Origin of the sequence: Thalassospira sp. NFXS8, from assembly GCF_040148805.1 — a bacterium.
In the GTDB taxonomy this organism is placed as follows: Bacteria; Pseudomonadota; Alphaproteobacteria; order Rhodospirillales; family Thalassospiraceae; genus Thalassospira.
Map to the genome: position 1 here is coordinate 355,745 of NZ_JAGEMF010000002.1, position 24,540 is coordinate 380,284.

The 24,540-nt window shown below is 53.4% G+C and carries 25 protein-coding genes; 9 read left to right on the forward strand and 16 right to left on the reverse strand.

The features are described from left to right. Positions 1-6: 6 nt before the first annotated feature. The gene (locus J4E05_RS10955; protein WP_349595386.1) at positions 7-702 is read left to right on the forward strand and encodes an IclR family transcriptional regulator; all 696 of its coding nucleotides are present in this window, start codon (positions 7-9) and stop codon (positions 700-702) included. 74 nt (positions 703-776) lie between these two features. Here J4E05_RS10955 and J4E05_RS10960 read toward each other — a convergent pair whose 3' ends face one another. The 3 genes from J4E05_RS10960 to J4E05_RS10970 all read right to left on the reverse strand — a co-directional run bounded on the left by J4E05_RS10960 (position 777) and on the right by J4E05_RS10970 (position 3,780). Next, a complete protein-coding gene (locus tag J4E05_RS10960) occupies positions 777-2,294 on the reverse strand; it encodes a tripartite tricarboxylate transporter permease (protein ID WP_349595389.1) in 1,518 nt (505 codons plus the stop codon). 1 nt (position 2,295) lies between these two features. Next, entirely contained in the window at positions 2,296-2,727 is a 432-nt protein-coding gene (locus J4E05_RS10965) for a tripartite tricarboxylate transporter TctB family protein (protein WP_349595392.1), read from the reverse strand. A 66-nt stretch (positions 2,728-2,793) separates the two neighbouring features. Continuing rightward, on the reverse strand, positions 2,794-3,780 hold the full coding sequence (locus J4E05_RS10970) for a Bug family tripartite tricarboxylate transporter substrate binding protein (RefSeq protein ID WP_349595394.1): 987 nt from the start codon (positions 3,778-3,780) through the stop codon (positions 2,794-2,796). 110 nt (positions 3,781-3,890) lie between these two features. Between J4E05_RS10970 and J4E05_RS10975 the strand changes: the two genes are divergently transcribed. Genes J4E05_RS10975 through J4E05_RS10985 form a run of 3 tightly spaced genes read left to right on the forward strand, consistent with a single transcriptional unit; the run spans position 3,891 to position 7,116 of the window. Further along, positions 3,891-4,577 carry a response regulator transcription factor gene (locus tag J4E05_RS10975; RefSeq protein WP_349595397.1) on the forward strand — a complete coding sequence of 229 codons (687 nt, stop codon included), beginning with the start codon at positions 3,891-3,893 and terminating at the stop codon, positions 4,575-4,577. Beyond that, positions 4,574-5,959, forward strand: coding sequence for a sensor histidine kinase (locus J4E05_RS10980; protein WP_085590136.1), 1,386 nt, complete (start codon positions 4,574-4,576; stop codon positions 5,957-5,959). Before J4E05_RS10975 ends, J4E05_RS10980 begins: the two co-directional genes overlap by 4 nt. Further along, positions 5,956-7,116, forward strand: coding sequence for an ABC transporter substrate-binding protein (locus tag J4E05_RS10985; protein ID WP_349595399.1), 1,161 nt, complete (start codon positions 5,956-5,958; stop codon positions 7,114-7,116). The genes J4E05_RS10980 and J4E05_RS10985 overlap by 4 nt, the downstream gene beginning before the upstream one ends. 22 nt (positions 7,117-7,138) lie before the next feature. Here the strand turns inward: J4E05_RS10985 and J4E05_RS10990 are convergent, their stop codons facing one another. Further along, positions 7,139-8,110, reverse strand: coding sequence for a DNA-binding response regulator (locus J4E05_RS10990; RefSeq protein WP_085590134.1), 972 nt, complete (start codon positions 8,108-8,110; stop codon positions 7,139-7,141). Between the two features lie 155 nt (positions 8,111-8,265). Here J4E05_RS10990 and J4E05_RS10995 point away from each other — a divergent pair, with 155 nt between their 5' ends. The 3 genes from J4E05_RS10995 to J4E05_RS11005 all read left to right on the forward strand — a co-directional run bounded on the left by J4E05_RS10995 (position 8,266) and on the right by J4E05_RS11005 (position 11,467). Continuing rightward, complete coding sequence (locus J4E05_RS10995; protein ID WP_085590132.1) at positions 8,266-9,447, forward strand: EAL domain-containing response regulator; 1,182 nt, start codon at positions 8,266-8,268, stop codon at positions 9,445-9,447. Between the two features lie 78 nt (positions 9,448-9,525). Continuing rightward, the gene (locus J4E05_RS11000; protein WP_349595403.1) at positions 9,526-10,008 is read left to right on the forward strand and encodes a putative pterin-binding protein; all 483 of its coding nucleotides are present in this window, start codon (positions 9,526-9,528) and stop codon (positions 10,006-10,008) included. Beyond that, positions 9,995-11,467, forward strand: coding sequence for a sensor histidine kinase (locus J4E05_RS11005; RefSeq protein WP_085590128.1), 1,473 nt, complete (start codon positions 9,995-9,997; stop codon positions 11,465-11,467). The genes J4E05_RS11000 and J4E05_RS11005 overlap by 14 nt, the downstream gene beginning before the upstream one ends. Positions 11,468-11,838: 371 nt before the next feature. Here J4E05_RS11005 and J4E05_RS11010 read toward each other — a convergent pair whose 3' ends face one another. The 7 genes from J4E05_RS11010 to J4E05_RS11040 form a co-directional block, all read right to left on the reverse strand. Beyond that, positions 11,839-13,059: a response regulator gene (locus J4E05_RS11010; RefSeq protein ID WP_349595406.1), complete on the reverse strand. Its 1,221-nt coding sequence runs from the start codon at positions 13,057-13,059 to the stop codon at positions 11,839-11,841. 104 nt (positions 13,060-13,163) lie between these two features. Further along, entirely contained in the window at positions 13,164-13,418 is a 255-nt protein-coding gene (locus J4E05_RS11015; RefSeq protein ID WP_349595409.1) for a hypothetical protein, read from the reverse strand. Positions 13,419-13,598: 180 nt separating this feature from the next. After that, positions 13,599-14,072 (reverse strand): DoxX family protein, encoded by a 474-nt coding sequence (locus tag J4E05_RS11020; protein WP_349595412.1) that lies wholly within the window; start codon positions 14,070-14,072, stop codon positions 13,599-13,601. Between the two features lie 65 nt (positions 14,073-14,137). After that, positions 14,138-14,833 carry a pirin family protein gene (locus J4E05_RS11025; RefSeq protein WP_349595415.1) on the reverse strand — a complete coding sequence of 232 codons (696 nt, stop codon included), beginning with the start codon at positions 14,831-14,833 and terminating at the stop codon, positions 14,138-14,140. Between the two features lie 106 nt (positions 14,834-14,939). Continuing rightward, positions 14,940-16,088 (reverse strand): anti-sigma factor family protein, encoded by a 1,149-nt coding sequence (locus J4E05_RS11030; protein WP_349595418.1) that lies wholly within the window; start codon positions 16,086-16,088, stop codon positions 14,940-14,942. Then, positions 16,085-16,615 (reverse strand): RNA polymerase sigma factor, encoded by a 531-nt coding sequence (locus J4E05_RS11035; RefSeq protein ID WP_085590116.1) that lies wholly within the window; start codon positions 16,613-16,615, stop codon positions 16,085-16,087. The genes J4E05_RS11030 and J4E05_RS11035 overlap by 4 nt, the downstream gene beginning before the upstream one ends. Before the next feature lie 84 nt (positions 16,616-16,699). Beyond that, positions 16,700-17,080 carry a COG4315 family predicted lipoprotein gene (locus tag J4E05_RS11040; protein ID WP_349595421.1) on the reverse strand — a complete coding sequence of 127 codons (381 nt, stop codon included), beginning with the start codon at positions 17,078-17,080 and terminating at the stop codon, positions 16,700-16,702. A 294-nt stretch (positions 17,081-17,374) separates the two neighbouring features. Here J4E05_RS11040 and J4E05_RS11045 point away from each other — a divergent pair, with 294 nt between their 5' ends. After that, positions 17,375-18,166 carry a sirohydrochlorin chelatase gene (locus J4E05_RS11045; RefSeq protein ID WP_349595424.1) on the forward strand — a complete coding sequence of 264 codons (792 nt, stop codon included), beginning with the start codon at positions 17,375-17,377 and terminating at the stop codon, positions 18,164-18,166. Positions 18,167-18,242: 76 nt separating this feature from the next. Here J4E05_RS11045 and J4E05_RS11050 read toward each other — a convergent pair whose 3' ends face one another. Both J4E05_RS11050 and J4E05_RS11055 read right to left on the reverse strand, forming a co-directional pair. Continuing rightward, entirely contained in the window at positions 18,243-19,166 is a 924-nt protein-coding gene (locus J4E05_RS11050; RefSeq protein ID WP_349595427.1) for a LysR family transcriptional regulator, read from the reverse strand. 78 nt (positions 19,167-19,244) lie between these two features. Further along, entirely contained in the window at positions 19,245-19,436 is a 192-nt protein-coding gene (locus tag J4E05_RS11055; RefSeq protein WP_085590108.1) for a hypothetical protein, read from the reverse strand. Between the two features lie 285 nt (positions 19,437-19,721). Between J4E05_RS11055 and J4E05_RS11060 the strand changes: the two genes are divergently transcribed. Then, complete coding sequence (locus J4E05_RS11060) at positions 19,722-20,183, forward strand: PaaI family thioesterase (protein ID WP_085590171.1); 462 nt, start codon at positions 19,722-19,724, stop codon at positions 20,181-20,183. 240 nt (positions 20,184-20,423) lie between these two features. Here J4E05_RS11060 and J4E05_RS11065 read toward each other — a convergent pair whose 3' ends face one another. The 3 genes from J4E05_RS11065 to J4E05_RS11075 form a co-directional block, all read right to left on the reverse strand. Further along, on the reverse strand, positions 20,424-22,001 hold the full coding sequence (locus J4E05_RS11065; protein WP_349595430.1) for an aldehyde dehydrogenase (NADP(+)): 1,578 nt from the start codon (positions 21,999-22,001) through the stop codon (positions 20,424-20,426). 868 nt (positions 22,002-22,869) lie between these two features. Beyond that, on the reverse strand, positions 22,870-23,541 hold the full coding sequence (locus J4E05_RS11070; protein WP_085590104.1) for a FadR/GntR family transcriptional regulator: 672 nt from the start codon (positions 23,539-23,541) through the stop codon (positions 22,870-22,872). A 48-nt stretch (positions 23,542-23,589) separates the two neighbouring features. Continuing rightward, positions 23,590-24,423 carry a sulfite exporter TauE/SafE family protein gene (locus J4E05_RS11075; protein WP_085590102.1) on the reverse strand — a complete coding sequence of 278 codons (834 nt, stop codon included), beginning with the start codon at positions 24,421-24,423 and terminating at the stop codon, positions 23,590-23,592. Positions 24,424-24,540 lie beyond the last annotated feature (117 nt).

Consider the following 24,540-nt stretch of genomic DNA (forward strand, 5'->3'; position numbering starts at 1 on the left):
GATGTTATGTCTGACGAAAAGGGGGTCGACGCGGTAGATCGCGCATTGAGCCTGCTTGATTGCTTTGATGGACAATCGGAAACTTTGGGTCTGGCCGATCTTTCCCGGCGCACGGGCTTTTACAAAAGCACGATTTTGCGGTTGGCTGTGTCGCTTGAAAAATTTGGCTATATCCGCCGTCAAAGCGATGGGCGGTTTCGACTGGGAGCAACCGTTTGGAGATTGGGCTCCCTCTATCGACGGGGATTCAATCTGGGAGATATCATTCGTCCGGAATTGAAAATTCTGGCTGATGAAATTGGTGAAACGGCGTCGTTTTATGTACGCGAGGGAGAAAACCGTGTTTGTCTGTTTCGCAGTGAACCGATGCGGGCCATTCGCCACAACGTCAATGAAGGGGCTCAGTTTCCGTTAACGGCGGGGGCAAGTGCCAGGGTATTGATGGCCTGGTCGAAAGATTGCCTTAATAGCGGTGACGAACCGGCAATTCGCGAGGCCGGGTATGCTGTTTCGCAAGGAGAACGAGACCCTGAAGTGGCTGCTGTTGCTGTTCCGGTATTCTGGAATGATGGTGGTATTGCCGGGGCAGTTTCGGTATCGGGGCTGATTACACGGTTTGATGGCGCATTGATTGAAAAATGTGTTCAAGCACTTAAGGAAGCGGTTCGACGTCTTGATGAGGGCGGGGCGCTGGTTCGTTAAACCTTTGATGATGTGTGATAAAAAACGGGCGCAAGGAATAACCTTGCGCCCGTTTTGCTAAATTACAGGTCGCCTTAAGGTGCGACTGTCGGGTCTTTTTTGGGACGCAGGAAACGACCAAAAACGAACGGGGCGATAAAGCCGACAATGGCCAGCACCCAGATGGCAATCGTCAAGGGTGATCCCCACAATGTGCTGACATCACCATTGGAAATTTCCAGCGCACGGCGCAGGTTCTTTTCCATTTCATTGCCCAGCAGAATGCCCAGAATAATCGGCACTGTCGGAATGTTCAGCTTGCGCAGAAGATAACCGATCACACCAAAAATGATCATCATCAGAAGATCAAAGGTCGAGCCGGAAATGCCATAAATGCCGACAAACGATATCATGGTCACCGCAGGCATCAGATATTTGCTGGGAACGCGCAGTACGCGCACAAACAGCCCGACCATCGGAATGTTAAGGCAAAGCAGCATGATATTGCCGATGAACAGGGCCGCAATCAGACCCCAGACAACATCGGGACGCTGGGTAAACAGAAGTGGACCCGGCGTAATGTTAAGCGCCATCAGCATGGCAAGCAGAACCGCCGTGGTACCCGAACCGGGAACACCAAGGGCCAGCATCGGCACCAAAGCGCCCCCGGCGGCAGCATTGTTCCCGGCTTCCGGTGCGGCAACCCCGCGCGGGTCGCCTTTGCCAAAGGTGCCGTCCTTGTCGCTGATTTTCTTTTCGATGGTATAGGAAACGAACGAGCCAAGCGATGCGCCGGCACCGGGCAATACACCGGCCAGAAAACCGATGATGGTGCTGCGGCCCATGGCACCCGATGTGCTTTTCAGCATTGACCACGGGGCAGTCACCCGGGCCAGTTTATGGGTTTTTGCACTGGGGGCCGACCCGGTTTTGTGTTCCAAAAACAGCAAAACCTCGGAAATGGCAAACAGGCCAACGATGGCAACCAGAAAGTCGATGCCTTCGTAAAGGTGGATATTGCCAAAGGTCATGCGCGGTACGCCAGTCTGGTGATCGACACCAACCATGGCAATGGCAAGGCCGATCATGGCAGCAATAACGGCTTTGGCCTGGTTTTGCGAGGCAACCCCGCCCAGGGTGGCAAAGGCCAGGGCAAAGAGGGCAAAATATTCAGCCGGACCAAACAGCAGGGCAACCTTGACCAGCTGCGGTGCCAGAAAGACCAGACCCCAGGTAGCAAAGAAAGCACCAACAAAAGAGGCAATGCCCGACAGGGCCAGGGCTTCGCCCGCCTGGCCTTTTTGCGCCATCGGGTAGCCGTCCAGCGTGGTCATCAGGGCGGGTTCATCGCCGGGAATGTTGAGCAGGATCGATGAAATACGCCCGCCATACATGGCGCCGTAATAAACCGATGTCAGCAAAATCAGGGCCGGTGTTGCGGGCAGGCCAAGGGTAAAGGCCACCGGAATGAGGATGGCGACACCGTTGGACGGGCCCAGACCGGGCAAGGCCCCGATGATGGTGCCAAGAAAACAGCCGACCAGGGCGAGTGCCAGGTTTTGAAATGTCAGCGCAACAGCAAAACCGTCGGCGAGTTGTGAAAGTACATCCATGTCAGAACCCCCAGGGCCCGCGAGCCAGCGAGAGTTGAAGAACGAGGTGGAACACGACGTAAATGCCCACGGAGATCGAAACACCGGCAATGGCGGCGGCAACGGGTTTTGCCCCAAGGCGCCAGCTTAGAATGCCCGATGTAATGGCGGTGGAGAGAACAAAACCGGCCACCGGCAGCGCATAGGTGTAAGCAACCATAACGGCAACGGCGAACACAATTTCGATCAGGCGCGCAATACCGGGCCAGTCAGGCTCGGGATCCGGCTTGAGGATCGGGAAAATGGCGGCGATCGCCAGCAAACTACCGACCAGAATCGGGAAAAACTTTGGTCCCAGGTAATCGGTAATGAAACTGGTCTGGATCTGGGTCGCCATGAAAATATAGAATGCAGATAGCAACAGGCATGCAACGCCCAGGGCTCTGTCACTCATGGCTCTTCTCCAAAATGAAGAGAGCGCCGCACCCCGATGGAGTGCGGCGCCACAGGAGGGCGGTATTTATTTAATCAGGCCGATTTCGCGGCTGAGCGTCTGGGTCGAGGAAATCTGGTCGCTAACGAATTTTTCAAAATCCGGACCAAATTTGTTTAACGGCATCAGGCCGTTATTGGCCATGACTTCTTTCCATTCGTCGCTGGCATAGGTGGTTTTGATGGCATTGACCCAATAGTCATATGCGTCATCGCTCATGCCTTTGGGGGCATAGAAACCACGCCAGTTTGCCCCGACAGCGTCGATACCCTGTTCTTTGGCGGTGGGGAATTTGTTGAATTCCTCGCCCGGCAGGCGTTCTTCGGAGAGAACGGCAAGGATTTTCAGATCACCTGAATCAACAAAGCCTTTGGCTTCGGAAATGTCGCCGGTGAAAGCCTGAACATGGCCGCCCAGAAGCTGGGTGACAGCTTCCCCGCCGCCTTCAAACGCAATGTATTTCACAGCGCGGGCATCGGAAATGCCAGCAGCTTTTGCTGCGATCAGAACTTTAAGATGGTCCCAGCCGCCAACGGCCGAACCGCCTGCAAAAGCAATGCCGCGCGGGTTTTCTTTAACTTTTTCGAACAGCTCCGGCAGGGTTTTGATGTCGGAATCCTTGGAAACGGCAATGACGCCATAGTCAGCACCAATGGTCCCGACCCAGCGAACCTGATCCATGGTGGAGCCCGGGAATGCCCCCTGGGCCAGACGGGTGGTGGTTGCCGAAGAGGCGGCAACGATCAGGTCGTTATCGTCATTACGTTTGGAAACGACTTCGGCATAGGCAACACCGCCGCCGCCGCCTGCCAGGTTAACAACCTGCATCGGGCTGGCGATGGTTTTAAGGTCATAAAGGGTCTTGCCGATTTGACGGCAGGTAAAGTCCCAGCCGCCACCAGCATTGGCCGGAGCAATACATTCAGGCTTGGACGGTTCAAAGGCAAAAGCCGATGATGTAAAGGAAAGCGCAGCAAACACAGTTGCGGCACCAAGTGCGGCAATCTTTCTCATGGTTCTTCCTCCCAGTTTCTATTCGCACCTTTTTGGTACGACGGTATATATGAGAGTAGCGGGCGAACCTTTCACCAACCTGTCATCAGAAAAATTCCGGGAGTAACGGTTTGAGAATACTGATTGTCGAGGATACCGAAGATGTGGCCGATGCCATCCTTTCGCATTTCTCGCGGCAGGGACATGTATGCGAGGCTGCGAGCAACCTGGAAGATGCGGCCCATTTTTTAGGGCTGGAAACCTACGACCTTGTTATTCTCGACATTAACCTGCCGGACGGGTCGGGGCTGGATTTTTTAAAAAAGCTGCGCGCATCGAAAAACGGGGTGCCGGTTCTGGTGTTGACGGCGCGATTGCAGGTTGATGATAAAATTGATGCGCTGGATTTTGGCGCGGACGATTATCTGGTTAAACCATTTGATTTGCGTGAACTTGAAGCCCGCGCCCGCGCCGTTACCCGGCGCAAACACGGGGCCAACGAGGCAACGGTTTCGGTGGGTAATTTACATTGTAACTTTGCTGCCCATTCCGTGCGTGTCGATGAAACCGATATTGAACTGACAAGGCGTGAATTTATTTTACTTGAAGCCTTTATGTCGAACCTGAACCGGGTTTTGCAAAAGGAGGAACTGTATTCCCGGTTGTACGGGTTAACGGGTGAAGCCGGGCTGAACGCGGTGGAAGTATATGTTGCCCGATTGCGCCGTAAGCTGGCGGATGCCACCCTTGAAATTCGAACATTACGCGGCCTTGGATACCAGGCGGTGCCTGGCGGGCGGGCTGAGAAACCGTCATGAAGCCAGTTTTGGTTCCCCCATCTACCAATCCGCGCCAGTCGGTTGCCGTGCGTTTGGGCATGGCGATGGCGGTTATTTTGGCGGTGGTGCTACTGGGAACCATTTTTGCGGCCAATAAATATGGCCAGGACGCCGCTGATGAAACCTTCGACAGGTTGTTGCGGGGCGCTGCACTGCAAATTGCCGAACGCATTTTGGTTACTGACGGCCATGCCAATGTTGATTTGCCGGTTTCGGCGTTCGAATTGTTATCGCTGGCGCGAACGGACCGCATTTTTTACCGCATCATTGGCCCGGATGGCAAAACCCTGACCGGATATGGGGATTTGCCCCTCCCCAGGGATGACAAGGGACGTGCCGATCAGACCTATAACACGCGCTATAAAGGGGCCGATGTAAGGGCCTATTTGCTGCGCCGTCAATTGGCTGAACGGTTTGTCAGCGGTGATGTGAAAGTGATTGTGGCACAAACCACGACAGAACGGGTGGCATTGGCGCGAAGCATTACCACCCAGGCCGTTTTGACGATTGCGGCTGCGGGTATTGTTTTGCTGTTGCTGGTAGTTGTTATGATGCGAATTGCCTTGCGCCCGCTGGCCCGGGTGGAACGCACCATTTTGGACCGCGATGTGAATGACCTGTCGCCCATTGATATTGCGGCCCCGGCCGAGGTGGCGGTGTTGCTGGCCGCGATTAACCGTTTTATGCGCCGGCTGGACCGGCGAATTGAAGCAATGCAAAACTTTGTTGCCGATGCCGCCCATCAGATCAGAACCCCGATAACGGCTTTGCGCGCCCAGTTGCAACTGGCGCTGGAAGAAGATGACCCTGTGGTTCTGGCCCGCCTGCACAAACGTTTGCACGAACGGACCGTCGGGTTGGGGCGGTTGGCAGACCAGTTATTAAGCCATGCCCTGATTGCGCACCGGGCCGATATGGCAGTTTCGCAGGAACTGGATTTACGGCGGATTGCGCTGGAGGCCGAGCGTGAAATGCGCGCGGTATCGGATGAATTTATTCAGGTGGATTTGCCCGATGAACCCGTTGCGATCAAGGGGGACCCGATCAGCCTGCGCGAAGCGGTTAAAAATCTGCTGAATAATGCCTTAAAGCACGGCGAAATGCCGGTTAGCCTGGTGGTGACACCGGTGCAAAATGGCCATGCCTGCCTGCTGGTGTGCGATGCCGGGGCGGGTATAACACCGGAAATTTCCAGCAAGATCGGCGAACGGTTTGCTTCAAACGGCATTGGGCCGGATAGTGCCGGGCTGGGGTTATCGATTGTATCGTCGGTGGCGTCCTCGCATGGGGCCGTTCTGGTGCGACGTGCCACTGATGATGGTTTTGAAATTGGGCTGGAATTTCCGGTGGCAACGTTATGACAAAAACAGTTTGGCAAATTTGCCGGATGGCATTTACCCCCGGTCGCCGGCTTAAAACCGGTTTGTGGGCACTGGCAGCCTTAATTGCCGGTACGGTGGGTATTGCTGCCACCGTGATGAATGTTGCCAGCGCAGGGGACCGTGAATTTCCGGTGACGGCGGATGTATCGGGGCGGCTGGTTATTCAAAGCACCACCGATTATGTCATTTTTTCTCCGGTGATTGACGCTTTTCAGGAACGCTGGCCCGATGTGTTGATTACGTATAACGAGCTTACTACCAACGAGCTGAATGATGCGATGGAACATGCCTGTGATCAGGGCCGTTTTTTGGGCGATCTGGTGATTTCATCGTCGATTGACCAGCAATTAAAGCTGGTCAATGACGGGTGTGCCCAATCGCCCGGTGCCCGGGTCGGGGCAAATTTGCCAGATTGGGCCAAATGGCGGGACCAACTGTTTGGTTTAACCTATGAACCGGCGGTGACGGTTTATAACAAGGCCTTTTTTGCCAATCGCAAACCACCGCAAAACCGTTTTGATCTGATCGATCTTTTACGTGAAAGCGACACCTTTCGTGCCAAGGTCGGAAGTTACGATATCGAAACTTCCGGGGTGGGGTATTTGTTTGCCTTTCAGGATGCCATTCAGGCCAGCACCTGGGGGCGGCTGGTGGAAAGTTTGGGACGAAACGAAGCCCAGCTTTTTTGTTGTACCGGGCAAATACTGGAACGGGTGGCAGATGGCCGCCTGTTGCTGGGATATAACGTATTGGGGTCTTATGCCTTGTCGCGTATCGGACGGGATGATCGGGTTGGGCTGGTTTTACCCAGTGATTATACGCTGATCATGTCGCGGGCGGCCTTTATATCACGCGATGCCGAGGAACCGGCGCTGGCACGGGCTTTTATTGATTTTATGCTCTCACCTCCGGGGCGGGCGATTTTGTCGCGCGATGCCGGTTTGTTATCGCCGATTGGCGGGCCGGATCGCCTGGCGCAACTGGTGGGCACGGTTAAAGGTGCCGATCCGCAGGAATTACGCCCGATTGCGTTAACCCCGGCCCTGATGGTGGGGCTTGATCAGGCCAAGCGTAATATATTTTTGCAACAGTGGCGGGCCGCCTTGCCGCCCCGTCAATTATCGCGCCACCCCTGATCGGGGGCTGTATCCTGACTGTTTAGTTACGCAGGGATGGAATACTGGAAAACACCGTTTTTAACAGCTGCGGCTGTCGGTTGACGCCGGTTTTAACAAAAATGGACTTTAAATAGGTGCGTGCCGATTGCACCGAGATGCCAACCGCTTCGGAGGCTTCGTCCAGGGCGACGCCTTCGGCCAGTTTCTGGGTCAGGCGTGCTTCGGACCGGGTCAGGCCAAAAACATCCATTAGATTATCAACCGATGGCGGGCCGATACTGTCGGGTTCGACCAGAATGAAAACAAAGCCGGGTTTTTCGCCGTTTTTATCGGAAATGCGACGCAAAAAGATGGATACCGTCAGATCATCGGATTCAAGTGCGAATCCTTTTTGTTGCGGAATGGATCGCCCGGCAGGCGGATAAAGGAATTTATCGAGGTCCTCGGGCGCACGGTCCAGGGCAAGGCGATTATCGGCCTGGACATGTATCAGCGGGCAGCGCCGGATCAGTTCGGCGGCCTGGGCGTTCATGTGGTTGATGACCAGGTTTTGGTCGGTCGCGATCAGGCCCAGATTGAAAATATCGAGAAAGGCCGGCGGGATATGGGCCTGTGACCCGCGGGTTTTTTCCACCGCACCGGCGATGCCCTCCAATAATATTTTAAGCGGGGTCGGTTTTGGATAAAACCGGTAGACGCCGTGTTCGTTGACCGCTTCCAGTGCCGATTCCAGGTCGGCATAGCCGGTTAGCATGATCACGATCAGGTCAGGGCGGACCTGACGCAATTTTGCTGCCAGCTCCAGCCCGGTCATGACGGGCATATGAATATCAAGGACGGCGGCTTCGATGGCGTTATCGGCGGAAATGGCATCAAGCGCTTGCTGGGGATTGTTAAAAAACAATGCCTCCCAGTCCAGTGACATGCCGCGCAGGCTTCGCCTGTGGGCGGCAAGCAGATTGTCATCGTCATCGACAAACGCAACTTTTACGCCCGAAGTAGCCAATTTCATCAAATCCCTCCTCGTTTGGGGATATGGCGACAGTCCTGTCATGCCGTATCTTCCGGTTAACGAAGCCTATCCGTTAATTGATCCGACTTGCAACAACGCTGTGTTGTGTTGGCCGGGAATGCCAGTTTAACTTCTGCAACAGGAAGTCATGTTCGATGGAATTAGCCGCCCATAATTTTCGTCCCACGATTTTGATGGTCGATGATGATGAAATGTTGTTGTCTTCAGTCCGTCGGACTTTGGGCGGTAATTTCAATATCGTTACCAACTGTTCGTCTGTTTCGGCCCTGGTGTGGCTTGCCAAAAATCATGGCACGGTCGACGCGGTCATTGCCGACTTGATGATGCCGGAAATGGACGGGATCGAATTTTTACAGCAGGCATTTACGGTGGCCCCTAGCGTGCCGCGCATGTTGCTGTCGGGGAATGTATCGTCGGTGTCACTGCGCGATGCCATTAATCGCGGTATGGTAAGCCGGGTTCTGGCCAAGCCGGTTTCACCGGCGGTGTTGCGCGAGGCCCTGAATGACAGTATTTCATCGCCTTTGCCGTGCGGTCAGAAACGCAAGATTTCCTCGTCTCTGGTGGGGGAGGCTGTTGAAAAAAATGGCCATCAGATTGTGGTGCAGCCCCGGGTTTCCGCCCATGATTTCAGTATTGTCGGGGGAGAGGTTTTAAGCCGCTTTGACGAATTACAGCATCGGTTCACCCTGGATGAAATTATTTCCGCCAGTGAAGATCATCCGGTTATTAACCAGCTGACATCGAATGTTTTACGCCTGTTGGAGATGGCTGCCAGTGATGTACAGCCCAAGCTGGGGCAACCGGCGCGTATTTCGGTAAATTGTTCGCCCTATTCCCTTAGCAATATGGATTTTGTTCAGTTTTTGATGCAGCGCGTCCTGGATTTGCGCAAGGTTAATATCGAACTGGAATTTGAAATTACCGAACATAATGTCAAGGTTTTGTCCGAGCCGTTTATTCGCAATGCCCGCTATCTGAAAGAACAGGGCGTGCAATTGCTGATCGACGATTTTGGTACCGGCAATAATTCCATTCAGTTACTGCGCTATGATTTTTATACCGGCATCAAACTGGATCGCGGCCTTGTATCGCGCATGATGACCGAAGTGATTGACGACTCGTTCGTCGAATGGACCGTTCAGATTGCCCATAAACTGGGTTTAAGTGTGATTGCCGAAGGGGTGGAAAGCCTGGATGTGGCCGAGAGGCTTCAGAAATATGGGGTTGATGAAATGCAGGGATATTATTTTTGCCGACCCAAGATGCCTTGCGATTTACCGGTAAATTGTTTTTCCGGAATGACGACTTCTTGATCCATGCGTGATTAACCCCCAAATTTAACGTTGGCCTTGGGGGGCCAGAGAAACTGTTTCCGTGAAGGGGAATATTCAATGTTAAAATTTTTCACCAGGGTGGTACTTGCGGTGGCATTTGCTGCCATGTTGCTGCCGGTCAGTTCGGCGCAGGCCCGCAATGAATTAACGGTTGTGACCGCTGATGGCAGTAAAACAGTTCTATCCTATGATGATCTGTTAAACTTGCCGGCAAGCAAGGTGACAACCAACACCCCCTGGACTGTCGGAAAACGTGTTTTCACCGGTGTTTCCTTTGCCGATTTGCTGAGCAAATATGGCATTGCTGAGGGAGACGTGCGTGTTTCGGCATTGAATGATTATAGCGTGACAGTTCCGGTCACTGAATTGACCGAAAACGGGGCGATTTTGGCTTATCAACTTGATGGTAAAACCATGTCTGTTCGCGACAAGGGACCATATTGGGTCATTTTCCCGTTTGACAGCCACCCGTCTTTCCAGACAGATCAATACTGGTCTTATGCTGTGTGGCAGGTGAAATCGATTAATGCCCAACCTTAATAGCAAGAAAAAGTCTTTTCTCACGAACGGGGTCGCCATTCTGGTTTTGACCCTGTTTGTCGTTGTCTATTATTTTTATTCGATGGCGATTGTTCGCAAACTTGAAGACGAACGGTTTGCCTATCGCGAGAATTTTGCCTGGGCAATGTTTCAGATACAAAAGCAGTATCTGGTTCTGGATCGCGATATCCTTAAATATTCCGACGACAAAAAAGACGGGTCGTTAACCTACGACGATATTCTGTTTGATTATGATTTGTTTGTTAGCCGGGTATCGATTGTGCGCGACGGCAGCGGTTTTGCCACGTTGCACGAAATTCCCGAAGCGATCAAATTGCTGGCAGAACTTACCACCATCATTAAAAATATTGACCAGCATATTGCCGAAGGTTTGCCCGAAGCCCGGATTGTGGCCCTGATCGACACGCAACTGGGGGGAATGGCAGAACAAATTCAGGATGCTGCGGTTCTGACGACAAACTATGTATCGGTTTATAATTCCAGCAATATTGCCGGGGTCAAAAACGATATCGAGGAACTTTCCTATCTGTTTATTTTTGGCCTGGTCGTGATGATCGGGCTTTTGGTGTTTTTGCTTCATAACCGGCAGCGGGTTTTGCGTGCCGATATGGATGCACAGGTGGCACGGCAACAACAACATGTTGTCGAGGAAGCCGCCGAATACGCCAAAATGCACGCATTGGGCACATTGGCCGGTGGGGTTGCCCATGAAATTAACACGCCAGCACAGTATATTCACAATAACCTGGAATTTTTGTCCGACAGTTTTACCGAACTGACCGGGGCGATCCGCTATCGCGAGGATGGGCCTGCCAACCTGGAAATCGAGCGTGACCGGGTGGAGTTTATGGCTGAAGAAGTTCCTTTGGCGTTGCGTGAAAGCCTGGAAGGATTGGAGCGCATTGCCGGAATTGTGCGCGGTATTCGCAAATTTGCCCATCCGACCAATGAGTCCATCGAACTGGTTTCTGTTCCCGATGAAATAGAAACGGCCATTACCCTGACGCGCAACCAGATCAAACATGTGGCCCAGCTTGATTACAGCTATCATTCGGATGTAACCGAGGTTATTGGGCGGCGTAACCATTTGTCACAGGCGCTTATCAATCTGATTGTGAATGCCGGACAGGCGATTAAAAGCAACGGCGTTAAAAATGGCCGGGTGCTGGTGGTGGTTAATCTGGTTGCCGATACCATTGAAATCCGGGTTCGCGATAATGGCGGCGGTGTGCCAGATGAACTACGCAACCGGATTTTCGATTATTTCTTTACCACCAAGGAACATGGTGTGGGCACCGGGCAGGGCCTGCCGATTTGTCGCAAGCTGATTCAGGATGATTTTGGCGGTGACCTGATCCTGACGGAAGGGCTGGTTGGCGAAGCTGAATTTGTTATTTTTCTGCCGGTATCGACCGAACGTTTGCAAGAGAATGCCTGATATTTGCCCCGCCTATGAAGGGTGTTTTTGCTGTAGCGAACCTGTCAAGGTTTGGCGCGGCGAGACGGTTGTGCCATGTGTGAAATAAAACGGGCAAAGGTGTGACGCGCCAGCCTTCCGGTCCGTATCGATATCGCCGAAGGGTATGATTTTTAAGCGATGTTGATGACCACTGAAATGAAAACCCCGGTTTCCCTGTTCTGCTTTTGGCAGGGGAAACCGGGGTTTTCTATCATGTGCCAGGGAATTCACATGATGAAAGTCATAACGTCATCACAGCACGTGATTTATGCTGCTTCGGGCAAGGGTTTTCGCAAACCTTGCCCGTCGGTTGCGGGGCGTTGACCGGTTTCGATCAACGCATTCCGGGCTTATTGGGCCTCGTGAAATCGAACGGTATCGCGGGCAATGTTGGACCAGGATGTCCATTTGTCGCCAATGCCAACTGTTGCAAGGTAGCGTTCGGAAAGTGGATATTTTTCCCTTACCAGCCGTCCGGACCGGCCATATTCGCGCGAGAAATGCTGTGCGGCGTAGACCATGGCCAGGGTTGATGACCGGCCGGTCGGGGCCGATTCGGGACGGTGATGAAAGGCAATATCCTCGATAATTTCGTGCTTGAAGCTCCAGAGAGCGGCCATACAGGCGGACAGCCCGGCATGGCTGATGCCCATCACATCAATTTCGGCGGAAATGATGTCGCACTGGTTTTTGTCGGCGATGTGCCGGGCCGTCATGCTTTGATTGGGCAAAACGGTTTCAATCAGTTTGCTGCCAACATGGGCGAGAAGGGACGCAGCCCGGCTGGCATCGATGTTTTCAAATTCGCTGTTTTCATGACGGCCCAGCCGGGCGGCAATTTCTGCCATGATCAGGGAGCGGATCAATTCGGGGTCATTTTCTGCGGTTTCGCCGTCGCCATTGCCATAAATTTCAAATAGCAAGGCCAGAGCCTTGACGCTTTCAATACCCAAAATCTCAAAAAGATGATGCAGGGTTGCCGTGCTGTTTGCGGCAATCAACCCTTCCCGGCGGGCATAATGCCGGATAAAGGAAACGCAGTCACTGTGGTCCATTGCATAATGCGACAGGTTTTCTTCCGATACCGGGCCTTCGTGATACAGGGTGGTTTGCAGGTTGCGAAATGCGGTGGGCCACAAATAGTGACCCGGCAAACAGGACATCACACCCAGCAAATACGGGTCACGCAAATAGGACCGCAAAATCAGCGCCCGTTCGATTGCGTTAATGATCGATTGATCATCGCATGGTTTCATCAAAAAGTGATGGGTTGCAGATGTGCCCAGAAGATTGGCATGTTCGTCGGCATAGCCAGATAACAGGATACGGCCAATTTCCGGGTAAAGCCTTGAAACCTTGCGAAACAGTTCCGCACCATCCATCACCGGCATGCGCATGTCGGAAACAATCACATCAACACTGTGACGCGATTGCAGAAGGTTCAACACTTCTTCCCCATTGTCGCAAAACTGCAAACGCCAGTTTGGGCGCTTTGTCCGCACCCGGCGGCGCAGGCCGCTTAGAACGTTGGGATCGTCATCGACAAATATGATTGACGGTGCGTTTGACATGAAGCTGTCCCTTGTACGGCGCATTTGTGGAGCCAAGTCGCACAATACGATGGAATTGATTGAGAAAAGGATGCGGTTTTCGCCTTACCGGATTTTTGCGGTGTTTAATCAGATGCAGAAACACTGCCAAGCCAGTTTGAAAACAGGGTGTGACGCGATGTGCGGTGTGTTTCAATGTTCCATGCAATGAAAGATTGCAACAGATCGTGCTGCAACGTCTGTGAAGCCGATTGCACATCCCGGTATTGCGGCAAATTGGCACCGTTTATAATGATTTGGGATGTTGCCATCAAAGAGGGATGGCAAGCATTTTGTGCCGTGGCTGACTTTGAATGCAGGGCTGTTTGATCTTTGCGCATTGCTATCACTTTTCTATCCGGTGTCTTGCTGGCTGCAACCATAGGGAGTTTTCGCTGTGCGCTATATCCCCATTTGGGGATGGATGTTAACCGTATGAAAAACAACAAAAAACGGGATACCCTTAAGGGTATCCCGTGTCATGGCGTGCGATGGCGCAGCAGGGTGCGCAAAACAGAATTTTAGAATTCAAAACCCAGTTTGCGATCCAGCGAAATTTTGCCGCCACCCCGAATAAGGATGGAAAGGGCCATCATGCCCCACAGAACGGGCATTTCAAAACCGGCATTGATCCAGGCGTAACCATTGGGCAGGTGAATGAAGAACGCCACGGTCATGAAGACGACAACGGCTGCTGCTACCGGGCGGGTCAAAAGGCCCAGAACCAGAAGGGCACCGCCGAAAAATTCAAGCGAACCCACCAGCAAGGCAAAAAGATAGCCCGGGTGGAAGCCGATGCTGTCAAAATAGCCACCGGTTCCTTCAAGACCATAACCGCCAAACAGGCCAAACAGCTTGCCGGCACCATGCGGCATGAGAAGAATGCCGGTGGTCACCCGAACGATCAGCCATGACAGGGGTTCAAGGGCTGCCCAGACATTGGCAAGGGCAGGGATAATGGGGCGGGCGCCAGACGGGTTGAGGGACGTGTTCATTGGAATTCTCCGTAAATTCAGGGGGCATCGTACGATGCAAATTGGGAAAAGCGGTAAACCGTCAGTCAGGCAACCATGTCAAACAACAGGGCCTCGATATCGGTTTGTGCGTGTATTTTCAGAAGGTTTTCGTCGGAAATGGCAGCACCATCACCGGCATTCAATTCGGTGTCGCCCAGGGTCAGGGTGCCCTTTACTACTTGCAACCAGGCCAGGCGGCCTGCGCGCAACGGATGGTCAACCTTGCTGTCTGCGGTTAAATGGGCGGCATACAAATCCACATCCTGATGGATGGTGATCGACCCATCCCGACCTGTATGACTGCCAATCAACTGCAAACTGTTTGACGGGGCGGCAATGTCCTTTTCCTCGTAACCTGGTTCAATTCCCTGTTTTTCAGGGATGATCCAGATTTGCAGGAAATGGACCGGTTCGGTTTTTGAACCGTTATATTCGCTGTGGCGAATGCCTGTGCCCGCACTCATGCGTTGCAGGCGTCCGGGACGAATAACCGAGCCGTTGCCAATGCTGTCTTTATGTTCAAGGGCCCCTTCGATGACATAGGAAATAATTTCCATGTCGCGGTGGGGGTGGGGGTCAAAGCCGGCACCGGCTGTAACCCTGTCTTCGTTGATAACCCGTAACGGACCCCAGCCCATGTGGTTTTGGTCATGATAATGACCGAACGAAAAGCTGTGGTGTGAATCAAGCCAGCCAAAATCGGCCCGGCCACGTTCTGCTGATGTGCGTACTTTAATCATTGTCGGCTCCTGTGTCAGGGTGACATTTGTTGGAGCCAGCTTACGTTGTTTTTAATTAAGCACAATCAATTGAAATAAACACAAACTGTTTCCATTTCAGTATAAATCATGCGCCAAGCTGTTGATAAACCACCATTGCCACATCTTCGAGATGGGCCTTGCCGATTTCACCGCTTAACGCATAGCCGATGGTTCCGTCGATCCAGTAGAATGTCTCAATATTTCCCGATGTCTGATAGCGAAAACCGGTGGATCGATTATCTGCATCGTGACCGACCATCATGGTCAGGCGTTGGCCGCTATTATCCTCATACATCAACAATGCACCGGGTTTGCCAGCAAAGGGCACCAGCCGCCCCCCGACAAGGTTAAATCCCTGCGATGTCAGGTCCGGGGCGGTAAAATGTATTCCCAGCCGTTTGCCGAGCCAGCCAACCAGATGGTCTTTTTCGTTGGCATAAACCTCGACCGGGTGGCGCACTTCGCTGGCATAAATGCCATATCCCGCACTTGATGCTTCGGGCAGGGTTTGAACATAATCCGGACTTTGGCCTTGTTTCGGAATCGCGGCTTCCATAATCGCAGCCCCCCCAATTCCGCCTGCAATAAAAACGACCAGTGCCGCCGCCATTTGCCGAAACGGGTAATGTGTGCGCCGTCCCGATGGTTGATTGGGGCCATCTTCGTAAGGACCCGGGGCCGGGGGGATCTGCCGGTTGCCACCGGTTGATGGCGCGCGCAAATTTTGCGTTAAATGTTCGCGGTGCGGGGATAACCGTCGCGTATTGCGGACGGGTGTGGCGCGATCAGCGGGATCGTCAATCTCATCGTCCAGGTCCAAAACCGTATTCCGGTCGTCATGCCCGGCGGTGGTGCTGTTTGGGGAGTTATGATTGTCTGAAAGGTGATTATTATGGGGTTTGTCGGCGCCATCGACGCCATCCATGCCATTTTCGGCGGTGTTGGCGTTGTCGGTGTACATAACTGCCGGGTCATGGCCGGAATAATCGTTTTGTTGTGTCTGTGCTGTTATGCGGGCCTGCGCGTTAATTTCCTGATCATCAGGGGAGGCGGCGGGCTGGAAAATGGTTTGCAAAAGCTGATTTTGCGCCTGCCAGTCTGCGACCTCGGCTGCTGCGTCCGGGTGCTGTGCCAGCCAGGCTTCAACCACGCGGTGGCGTTCGGGCGATAATTGACCATCAACATAGGCGTGAAGGTCGTCTTCCCCAATATCTTCGTTGTTCTGCCCGGTCATTTTGGTCTCCGTAACGCAATCACATTGGGGGGTGTCGTATGGTCGTCACCATTTTGCAAGGACAGATGTGTTGCCAAAAATTTGCGAGCGCGCGACAGGCGTGACATCACTGTGCCTTGGGGAATTTGCAGAATATCGGCACACTCCCCATAGCTATAGCCTTCAATTGCCACCAGCATTAGAACAGCCCGCTGGTCGGGATCAAGTAATTCAACAGCGCGGCGCAGGCTATCGTGTGTGGCAAAGTCGCCTGCGGGTGGGCTGGCGACGGTTTCGACGATATTTTCGCCATCCTCGTCAAACAGGGCGCGTGTACTGCGTTGTTTGCGCAGCCGGTTATAATTCAAATTGGTCATGATCTTCATCAGCCATGCCTTGCGGTTGATCCCGCGCCAGCTTTGCGCATTGCCATAGGCAGAAACCAGGCAGTCCTGCAACAGATCCTCGGCGTCGTGGCTGTTGCGTACAAGGGCACGCGCATAGCGACGCAAATTGGGGATCAGTTCAAGAATGCCTGGTTCTTTCATCCGGGGTGCCTTTTTGTGCCCGTCATGCTCTGGTTGATCAAATTGATCGGAGGTAAGGCATTATGCAGCAGGGAGGCCTGGCCGTCAGGGGCGCGCAACATCCCAGACATTCAAAACACCGTTACCGGTCGTGTCACCCGGTTTGCTGTCCTTGATCCAGAAATAAAGCGGTTTGCCGTCGTGCGCCCACTGCTTGCTGCCATCCTTACGGGTGATGATGGAATATGCGCCATCTGCCATCGCGCCGTCGGTTGCCATGAATGGCGGCCAGTTGGCAGCGCATTTGTCATAGCAGTTTGACATATCCTTGCCGTCTTTCTGGAAGGTATAAAGGGTCATGCCGTTTTCTCCGGCCAGGACGGTGCCAAGGTCGGTATCCATGGATTTAACCGGCGCGGCAAGGGCGCTGCTCGCCCCGGCAATACACAGGGTCGTGGCGACCAGGATGGTTTTGACTGTAAACATGGTGGGTGTCCTTTTGTCTGATGTTCTGCTGCGTTTGTTGCCGTCAGAACAGGAAGGGATGAAGCGGCTGTTTTGCCAAAGTGGACAGGGCCTTAAAAAGCGTCTCATCCTGTCAGACACCACAGGCGGCTGATTTATTCCCGCCGGGACTAAAATTATTCAAATTCAGCGAAAAAAACTATTTAGGCTCAAAAAGCTGGATATAATTTTGATCGAAATTTCGTTTCGCTTCGTACCCGAATGTAGTTTGGCAACGTTATTCTGTTTTATCAGGCTGCAAAGTGACCGGTAACCATGCCCTATCGCGGTAAAACGACGTTATTGATTGTTGCACATGGCACCAGTGTTGCCGATGGCGACCCGGCCGGTATGCTGGCGCGCCAGTTGCGCCCGCACTGGAACGGCCCTGTTACCCATGCCTATATGCGCAGTGACCCAGGCTTAAGGTCGGTTCTGGGAAAAATGATGCAAGCCGGGCAAACCGCACGGCTTGTGGTGGTGCCGTTGTTTTTTAGTGCCGGATATCTGGTGAATGATGAATTGCCCGCCATTCTGAACGAAGCGGGGCTGCGCCATGCGATGGTGTTACCCCCGGTAACGGGGCTACACGGGTTTATTCCGATGGTGGCCGATTGTCTGGCGACAACCCTTGCCGCCAGAAACTGGCAAGCAGGCGAGACAACCCTGTTTCTGGTGCCACACGGCCTTAAATCCCTGAAAGAACCCAGTGACGAGCAAATCTGGCAGGCCCAGCGCATTGCCAATGTTGTTCCTGAATTATCGGTGAAAATTGCTAATGTCGAGGGTCAGCCCTCGCTTGCTGACTGGAGATCGATGGCTGATCGTCCGCACAGCATGTTTTTACCATTGTTGGCAGGCGGGGGCGTGCATGCCCGTACCGATGTGCCTGAAATGATGGCATTGACCGAAGCTGATGAAGCAGTCGTTTTATCGCCAATTGGAATATGGCCTGAATTGCCGCCATTGATTTTGGATCAGGCCCAAAAAAGAACCCGCCATGCTGTGGTGCTGGCAAATTTTACCACGGCTGATAAATTTGTGTCGCAAAGTGTACCGGCGGGCTGAATGTTCGGCATGTCAGGCGCGCCAGATGTGCAGGATCCCTAACGCGGTGATCGACCATAGCCCGGATGAAAGAAATTTATTCCGGGGAAGCGGCAGCGTGGGATTTTTTTAGCAGATAATCGCGCAGGGTGCGGGTGGCGGTGGACAGGTTTTTTTCTGCCTCATGCACAATCAGCAACTGGCGCTTTGCCCAGTCATCGGCAATGGGTGTGCCGGAAATATTCATGTGCGAGAGGTGTTCTTCAACGCTGGAGCGGCGTAAAAAACCGATACCAAGCCCGGCGGCTATGACACGGCGCAGTGAGCCAAAACGCATTACCTTGATATGCGGATGCATTTCATGGCTAAGTTTGTTGGCCGCTTCGCTGATCAGGTCATCAATAACGCCGCCCTCATGCAGGGAAATGATCTGATATTTGATGGCATCGGCGAAATGAACCGGCTGCGGATTTTGCGGATCAGGAATAAGAGGATGGCCTTTTGGCGTTACCAGCCAGATAGGGTCGTCGCAAAACACATGATAATCAAGGTCGTACCGGCCAACATTGTCGGCAACCACGGCCAGATCGGCCCGGCCATCACGGATTGCATCCACCGATTCACGGCTGGTCAGTTCGCTGACATCAACTGTAATGCCGGGGAAATCAACCCCGAAATCAGCCAGATAGGTTGGTAATCCCGTCAGGATACCTGACGTGACAGTGGCCAGAAAAATCTCGCCTTTTTCACCGTAATTGAAATCACGTAATTCGTTTGACAGATGGCGCAGGTCGCCCAGAAGCTTTTCGCCATAACGGGCGAAAATAGTTCCTTCCGGCGTGGGTTCAACACCGCGCGGCAAACGTCGTAGCAAACGCACACCCAACAGGGCCTCAAGTTCGCCAATGCGGCGACTGACGGCGGATGTTGCGATATGTTCGCGCCGGGCTGCTTCGTTAATGCTGCCGGCCTTAACAATGGCGACGAACAGCCTGATCGTGACGATATCAAACTTTTGCATATAATCGTTTAGGTCGCCTGCAATGAAGCGGTCAAGCGCGATTATTACGGATCGTCGTCAAAGTTGGGGGAAGAACAATCAGTTCTTTGCATCCAGCATGTTTTTGCGCCATTCGTTGATCAGGGCAGTGTGATCACGCGCCGGGCTGTTTTGCAGAATCTGGGCCACGCGAACGGCTTCAAGAAAGTTTACAAACCAGCCAAATTTCGGTTTTGCGGCAGCCGGTTCGGTGCGGGCAACAGGGGCGCTGTCAAATGCGAGAGTAGCCATTTTGAAGTCTCCTTTAGGAAGAAGTTTGGGTCGTTTTCCTTGAGTTGAAAGTTAGCAAAAGCCAGCATTGCCCACTATCACCGGTTTGCGGCGTCCCCGTTCTTGTTTGGAGAACGATAGCTGTTAAGTCATTGAAAAATATCAATTCTGTGTTTTTGCGCCGCACAATCAAACTGCTTTATTTATGTTTTTACTTCAAAGAACACCTCGTTATTGATTGTTATTATGTGTAAAAAATTCATCAATTATGTGAAAAAATGGCACATATTGGAAAAGGAGGGCCTTTTGAGCAACGACGATGACAATCTTGCTTTCGAGCAGCAACATGGCAGTGGTCTTCAGGAAATGCTGGGATACCGGCTGGTCGAATGGCGCATGAACGAGGCCGTCGTCACATTGAAGGTTGCAGCGCAGCATTGTAACCGTGCGGGAATTTTGCACGGGGGTGTTTTGGCAACCTTGCTTGATACTGCATCGGGATATGCGTGTTGCTATTGCCCGGTGCCAGGCAATATTCGCCGGTGTTTAACCCTGTCGCTGACTACGCAGTTTATGGGGCAGGCAAGGGCGGGCGAGACTGTTTCTGTCGTGGCTCAATATCAGGGTGGGGGACGCAAAATTATTTTTACCACCGCAGCGGCCTATGACCAGCAAGGAAGCATTATTGCCTCGGCCAGCGGTACATTTCGGTATCATCGCGGCAGTGAAGATGAAGCCGGAATGCCGCGTGGAAGCGGCCAGCCCTAACCCGGTCGCGTTTTTGCTTTAAGACCTGACGAATGCTGTATTTGTCCTTAAGGGAAAGCAGTGTGCTGTGGGAACGGTATTCGTGCTTTATCTCCCCTTCTTCCCTTCTCTCCTTTCCTTCTTCATCCTCGCAATGATGTATTCAGGTTTGCCTGACAGCAGGTTCACGGGGATAAACAAAAGGCGCTGCAAATGATGCAGCGCCTTTGTCTGTGACGTGAAGGGTATGGTGAGCGATGATTATTTCGGCATCTGCCATTTGCCATCGACCAGACGCGGAATGTTCAGCGGATTGCCGTCTTTCAGCGCATCGGGCAGCAAGGCATCGGCAAAGGCCTGATAGGCAACCGGGCGGACAAAGCGTTTGATCGCCAGCGACCCAACCGAGGTTGCACGCGAGTCGGTGCTTGCCGGGTAGGGGCCACCGTGGACCATGGAATGGCAGACTTCAACGCCGGTCGGCCAACCATTGACCAGAATACGGCCAGCGCATTTTTCCAGAAGCGGGCGCAGCTTGCCGGCAAATTCGGCATCAGCATCGTCCATCTGGATGGTGGCGGTTAACTGGCCGTGCAGTTTGGCGGAAATGGCCAAAATCTGATCGGTGCTGTCGCATTCAATGATGATCCCGGCCGGGCCAAACATTTCTTCGGCCAGTTCCGGGTTGGCTTCCCAGTCGGCAGCAGATACGCGGTAAACAGCGGGGCTGCCTTCAAACGGGCCGTCACCATCGCGGCGTTTAAGCGCACAGGTGACTTTCGGGTGTTTTGCCATCGCATCATTGACGTCGTGATAGGCGCTTGAAACCCGGTCGGTCAGCATGGCCTGGCTGGCAACGCCGCCCAGTTCTTCAACGGCGGTGGTGACGAATGTATCAATATCGTCGCCCTTAAGGGCCAGCAAAAGACCCGGATTGGTGCAGAACTGGCCGACACCCATGGTCAGCGACCCTGCCCATGCCTTTGCAATGCCTGCGGCATTTTTCTTCATGGCGTTGGGCATCAGGTAAACCGGGTTGTTGCTGCCCAGTTCGCCGTAAAACGGGATCGGTTCCGGGCGGCTAACAGCGATATCAAACAGGGCACGGCCCCCACCGGTAGAACCGGTAAAGCCAACAGCCTTGATCATGGGATGGGCGACCAGCGACTGGCCAACAACGCGGCCACCACCGTGAACCATGCTGAACACACCCTTGGGCATGCCGGTTTTTTTGATCGCGGCATCAATGGCCTGTGCCACGATTTCGGATGTACCAGGATGCGCCGCATGGGCCTTGAACACGACCGGGCAACCCGCGGCCAGCGCCGATGCGGTATCACCACCGGCAACCGAAAATGCCAGCGGGAAGTTTGAGGCGCCAAATACGCCAACCGGGCCAAGGGCCTTAAACATCGAACGGATGTCGGGTTTGGGTAGCGGGGCGCGGTCGGGCTGGGCGGTTTCGATGCGGGCTTCAAACCACGAACCTTCTTCGATCCAGTCGGCAAAGAAACGCAGCTGACCGACGGTGCGGCCACGTTCGCCTTGCAGACGTGCGGGCGGCAGGGCCGATTCGAGGTTGCCCATTTCAGTCAGCTCATCGCCGCGGGCATCAATTTCATCCGCGCAGGCGCGCAGGAAACCAGCCCGTTTGGCCGGCGACATGGATGCAAATTCTTCAGCGCATTCATTGGCCGCACGGGCAGCCTGATCGACATGCTGTTCAGTGCCCTGCTGAAATTTGGTCGGCAGCTTTTCGCCGGTTGCGGGGTTGTCCGCCTGAAAGACGTCCGGTCCGTCCAGCCATTCGCCTGCAATATAGTTTTTTCCGCTCAGCATCGGGTTCTCCTGTGGGTTGGATCTGATCATCCGTTATTGTGGCGCGCGCAGCGGCGACAGGTTTGACGCAGGTTTTATGGTTCTATTCGGGCCTTTGTCGTGAAGGGAAAGGGCCGATGTGAACTGCAAAAAACCTCCTTCTTTATAAAACTCATACAATAGTACGATACAAAGCAGGGCTTTGTCATCCGGCGCGCCTGATCCGGACGGGTGTTTGTTGATCGGGAATGTATGGTTCAGACCGTGGCTTGTAAAGTCATCATATGAAAAGTAATGCGGTTGACATCAATTCGCGCGGGCGGGCAACAGGTGTCGAAACAAATATATCATGATAACAAATGCATATTGGCTTTGTTCCAGCGCATTTGGATAAGTGAATATTTTATGCAATTTAATCTGTTGCGAAAGATGAGGACTTTCCAGGTGCAAGGCTGGTTGTGAAAGCCGACCGAATGGTATCGTAGATGGTCTTGCCAATAGCAGACACGACGGGACAAGCGCGCAAGGCTTGCAAACAAACGGCGTGTAATGGGTGGGGCATGGTGATGGTGGTGTCTGGCAGGGTCGTTTTAGCGGTGCGAAGCCGGTACAGGGCGGTTAAATCCGGGGGCTGTGTGCTGTGTACCTGATCGCACGGGCGGAGAGCTGCAGTGTTAGCTGCATTGCCAATCGACACATGTGTTGGTCATAACCGCACGACAGAAGCAGCGTGCGATTATCCATGTGTTTTGCGGTGTGGCGGGGGCGAAAGACTGACGTGAATGGCGAGTTCGCCCGGCAAGGGTGGGGTTAGGTCGGTTATTGGCGGGGGGGAGCGATATTTCAGGGCGGTGGCACGAAGGGATTAACTACCGGTTCCTGTTTGTAATCAGTTTTGGTGCAGGGCGCGTTCGACTTGTGAGAGGTGAGCGCGCATGGCTTCTTCCGCCTGGTTGGGGTCACGCATTTCGATCGCATTGACGATGGCGCGGTGCTGTTCGGACAATTTGGTGATCAGACGGTCGGAATGTGTACTTTCGCGCATCCGCGACCATGCGGCATCGCGTCTAACGGCGTTTACGGCCTCAAATACCGCTAAAAACAGGGTATTGCGCACACTTTCGGCCAGTTTTTGATGAAAGGCCGAATCCCATTTTTCATAATCGGCCTGATTTTGGGCATTGGCGGCGTTTTCAACCATCATGCGCATGGCATCGATATCGGCTTGTGATGCGCGCAGGGCAGCAAAGCGCGCCATCGACGGTTCAATTTCCAGGCGAACTTCCATAATTTCATAAGGGCTGGTTTTGGTGGCGAGCCCTTCAAGGCGGCGCAAGCGCGGGGTAGGCGGGGTGCCGACAAAGGTACCCTGGCCTTGACGGCGCCAGATCAGCCCGTCGGCTTCAAGTTCGTCAAGCGCCTTGCGCAGGGCGCGGCGGCCCACATCGAGTTTTTCGGCCAGGCTGCGTTCGGCAATGACGCGACCATTCTCTACATATTGCCCCTGGTTAAAGGCATTGCGCAGCGTTTTGGCCAGCCCCTGTGTTGATATATCGTTCATGGCAGGTGTTTTTCTTGTTGCTACTGACGTTTCCGGTGCAATCAGCTATCAAAAAATCAGGTCGTGGAACATACGAATTGACGTAACGAGCAAGAAAAGCCCGAAACAGATGCGTAAGGCCCGCTGGGGAATGCTGTGGGCAATACGCGCGCCAACCGGCGCAAAAAGCACGGTCATGGGTATCAGAAGGGCGGCTGCCAGCACATTGACATAGCCAACGGAAAAGGGCGGCCTGCCCGCAATGCCAATGCCCGACATGGCATAACCAATGGTGCCGGGCAGGGCAATGATCAATCCGATTGCCGATGCAGTGCCAACCGCTTTGCGAATGTCATAGCCCAGAAAGCTAAGCAGCGGTACGCAAATGGTGCCGCCGCCAATGCCCATCATCGCCGATAAACCGCCCGCCAGAACCCCCAGTGCAGCCCATACCGATTTGGGCGGGTTTTTTTGCGAATCGGTTGATCTGTCGCGTGCCAACATCATGTTGGCAGCTACCAGCAACGCCACCACAGCAAAAACAACGGTTAAGACCCGCCCGTCAACATGGCCGCCAATGGCGGTGCCAATAATAACGCCAATAACAATGGCAGGGCCCCAGCGTTTAAGCAGCCCGACATCAACCGCCCCTTTTTTGTAATGGCTGCGTGTCGATGACAGGGCGGTGGCAATGATGGTGGTCAGCGATGTTGCCACGGCAATTTGCATGCGCATGCTTTCATCCACCCCCATCACGGAGAGGAAATGATACAGCACCGGCACAATGACAATGCCGCCGCCAACGCCAAGCAACCCGGCCATAATGCCGCCAACCACACCGGCAAACAGCATGGCGCCGCCCCAGATAAGATAAAGATGCGCGCCGCTTCCCAGATCCATCATTTTAAACCAATCCAAACCAATTTTGATTTAATCAATTAATGGTTCTAGTCACAAATTTCCGTTTTTGGCTAGAATTTTTGCACGTGCGAGCGCTAAAAATGGCAATTTATGGCAAAT

Coding starts and splice junctions, on each gene's coding strand:
- J4E05_RS10955 (WP_349595386.1), top strand. CDS start 7: ATGTCTGACGAAAAGGGGGTCGACGCGGTAGATCGCGCATTGAGCCTG.
- J4E05_RS11070 (WP_085590104.1), bottom strand. CDS start 23,541: ATGAACGATATATCAACACAGGGGCTGGCCAAAACGCTGCGCAATGCC.
- J4E05_RS11035 (WP_085590116.1), bottom strand. CDS start 16,615: ATGAAAGAACCAGGCATTCTTGAACTGATCCCCAATTTGCGTCGCTAT.
- J4E05_RS11015 (WP_349595409.1), bottom strand. CDS start 13,418: ATGCGCAAAGATCAAACAGCCCTGCATTCAAAGTCAGCCACGGCACAA.
- J4E05_RS11025 (WP_349595415.1), bottom strand. CDS start 14,833: ATGATTAAAGTACGCACATCAGCAGAACGTGGCCGGGCCGATTTTGGC.
- J4E05_RS11065 (WP_349595430.1), bottom strand. CDS start 22,001: ATGCTGAGCGGAAAAAACTATATTGCAGGCGAATGGCTGGACGGACCG.
- J4E05_RS11050 (WP_349595427.1), bottom strand. CDS start 19,166: ATGCAAAAGTTTGATATCGTCACGATCAGGCTGTTCGTCGCCATTGTT.
- J4E05_RS11030 (WP_349595418.1), bottom strand. CDS start 16,088: ATGACCGGGCAGAACAACGAAGATATTGGGGAAGACGACCTTCACGCC.
- J4E05_RS11020 (WP_349595412.1), bottom strand. CDS start 14,072: ATGAACACGTCCCTCAACCCGTCTGGCGCCCGCCCCATTATCCCTGCC.
- J4E05_RS11040 (WP_349595421.1), bottom strand. CDS start 17,080: ATGTTTACAGTCAAAACCATCCTGGTCGCCACGACCCTGTGTATTGCC.
- J4E05_RS10990 (WP_085590134.1), bottom strand. CDS start 8,110: ATGAAATTGGCTACTTCGGGCGTAAAAGTTGCGTTTGTCGATGACGAT.
- J4E05_RS10960 (WP_349595389.1), bottom strand. CDS start 2,294: ATGGATGTACTTTCACAACTCGCCGACGGTTTTGCTGTTGCGCTGACA.
- J4E05_RS11045 (WP_349595424.1), top strand. CDS start 17,375: ATGCCCTATCGCGGTAAAACGACGTTATTGATTGTTGCACATGGCACC.
- J4E05_RS11010 (WP_349595406.1), bottom strand. CDS start 13,059: ATGTCAAACGCACCGTCAATCATATTTGTCGATGACGATCCCAACGTT.
- J4E05_RS11000 (WP_349595403.1), top strand. CDS start 9,526: ATGTTAAAATTTTTCACCAGGGTGGTACTTGCGGTGGCATTTGCTGCC.
- J4E05_RS11075 (WP_085590102.1), bottom strand. CDS start 24,423: ATGATGGATCTGGGAAGCGGCGCGCATCTTTATCTTATCTGGGGCGGC.
- J4E05_RS11055 (WP_085590108.1), bottom strand. CDS start 19,436: ATGGCTACTCTCGCATTTGACAGCGCCCCTGTTGCCCGCACCGAACCG.
- J4E05_RS10970 (WP_349595394.1), bottom strand. CDS start 3,780: ATGAGAAAGATTGCCGCACTTGGTGCCGCAACTGTGTTTGCTGCGCTT.
- J4E05_RS10995 (WP_085590132.1), top strand. CDS start 8,266: ATGGAATTAGCCGCCCATAATTTTCGTCCCACGATTTTGATGGTCGAT.
- J4E05_RS11005 (WP_085590128.1), top strand. CDS start 9,995: ATGCCCAACCTTAATAGCAAGAAAAAGTCTTTTCTCACGAACGGGGTC.
- J4E05_RS10980 (WP_085590136.1), top strand. CDS start 4,574: ATGAAGCCAGTTTTGGTTCCCCCATCTACCAATCCGCGCCAGTCGGTT.
- J4E05_RS10965 (WP_349595392.1), bottom strand. CDS start 2,727: ATGAGTGACAGAGCCCTGGGCGTTGCATGCCTGTTGCTATCTGCATTC.
- J4E05_RS10985 (WP_349595399.1), top strand. CDS start 5,956: ATGACAAAAACAGTTTGGCAAATTTGCCGGATGGCATTTACCCCCGGT.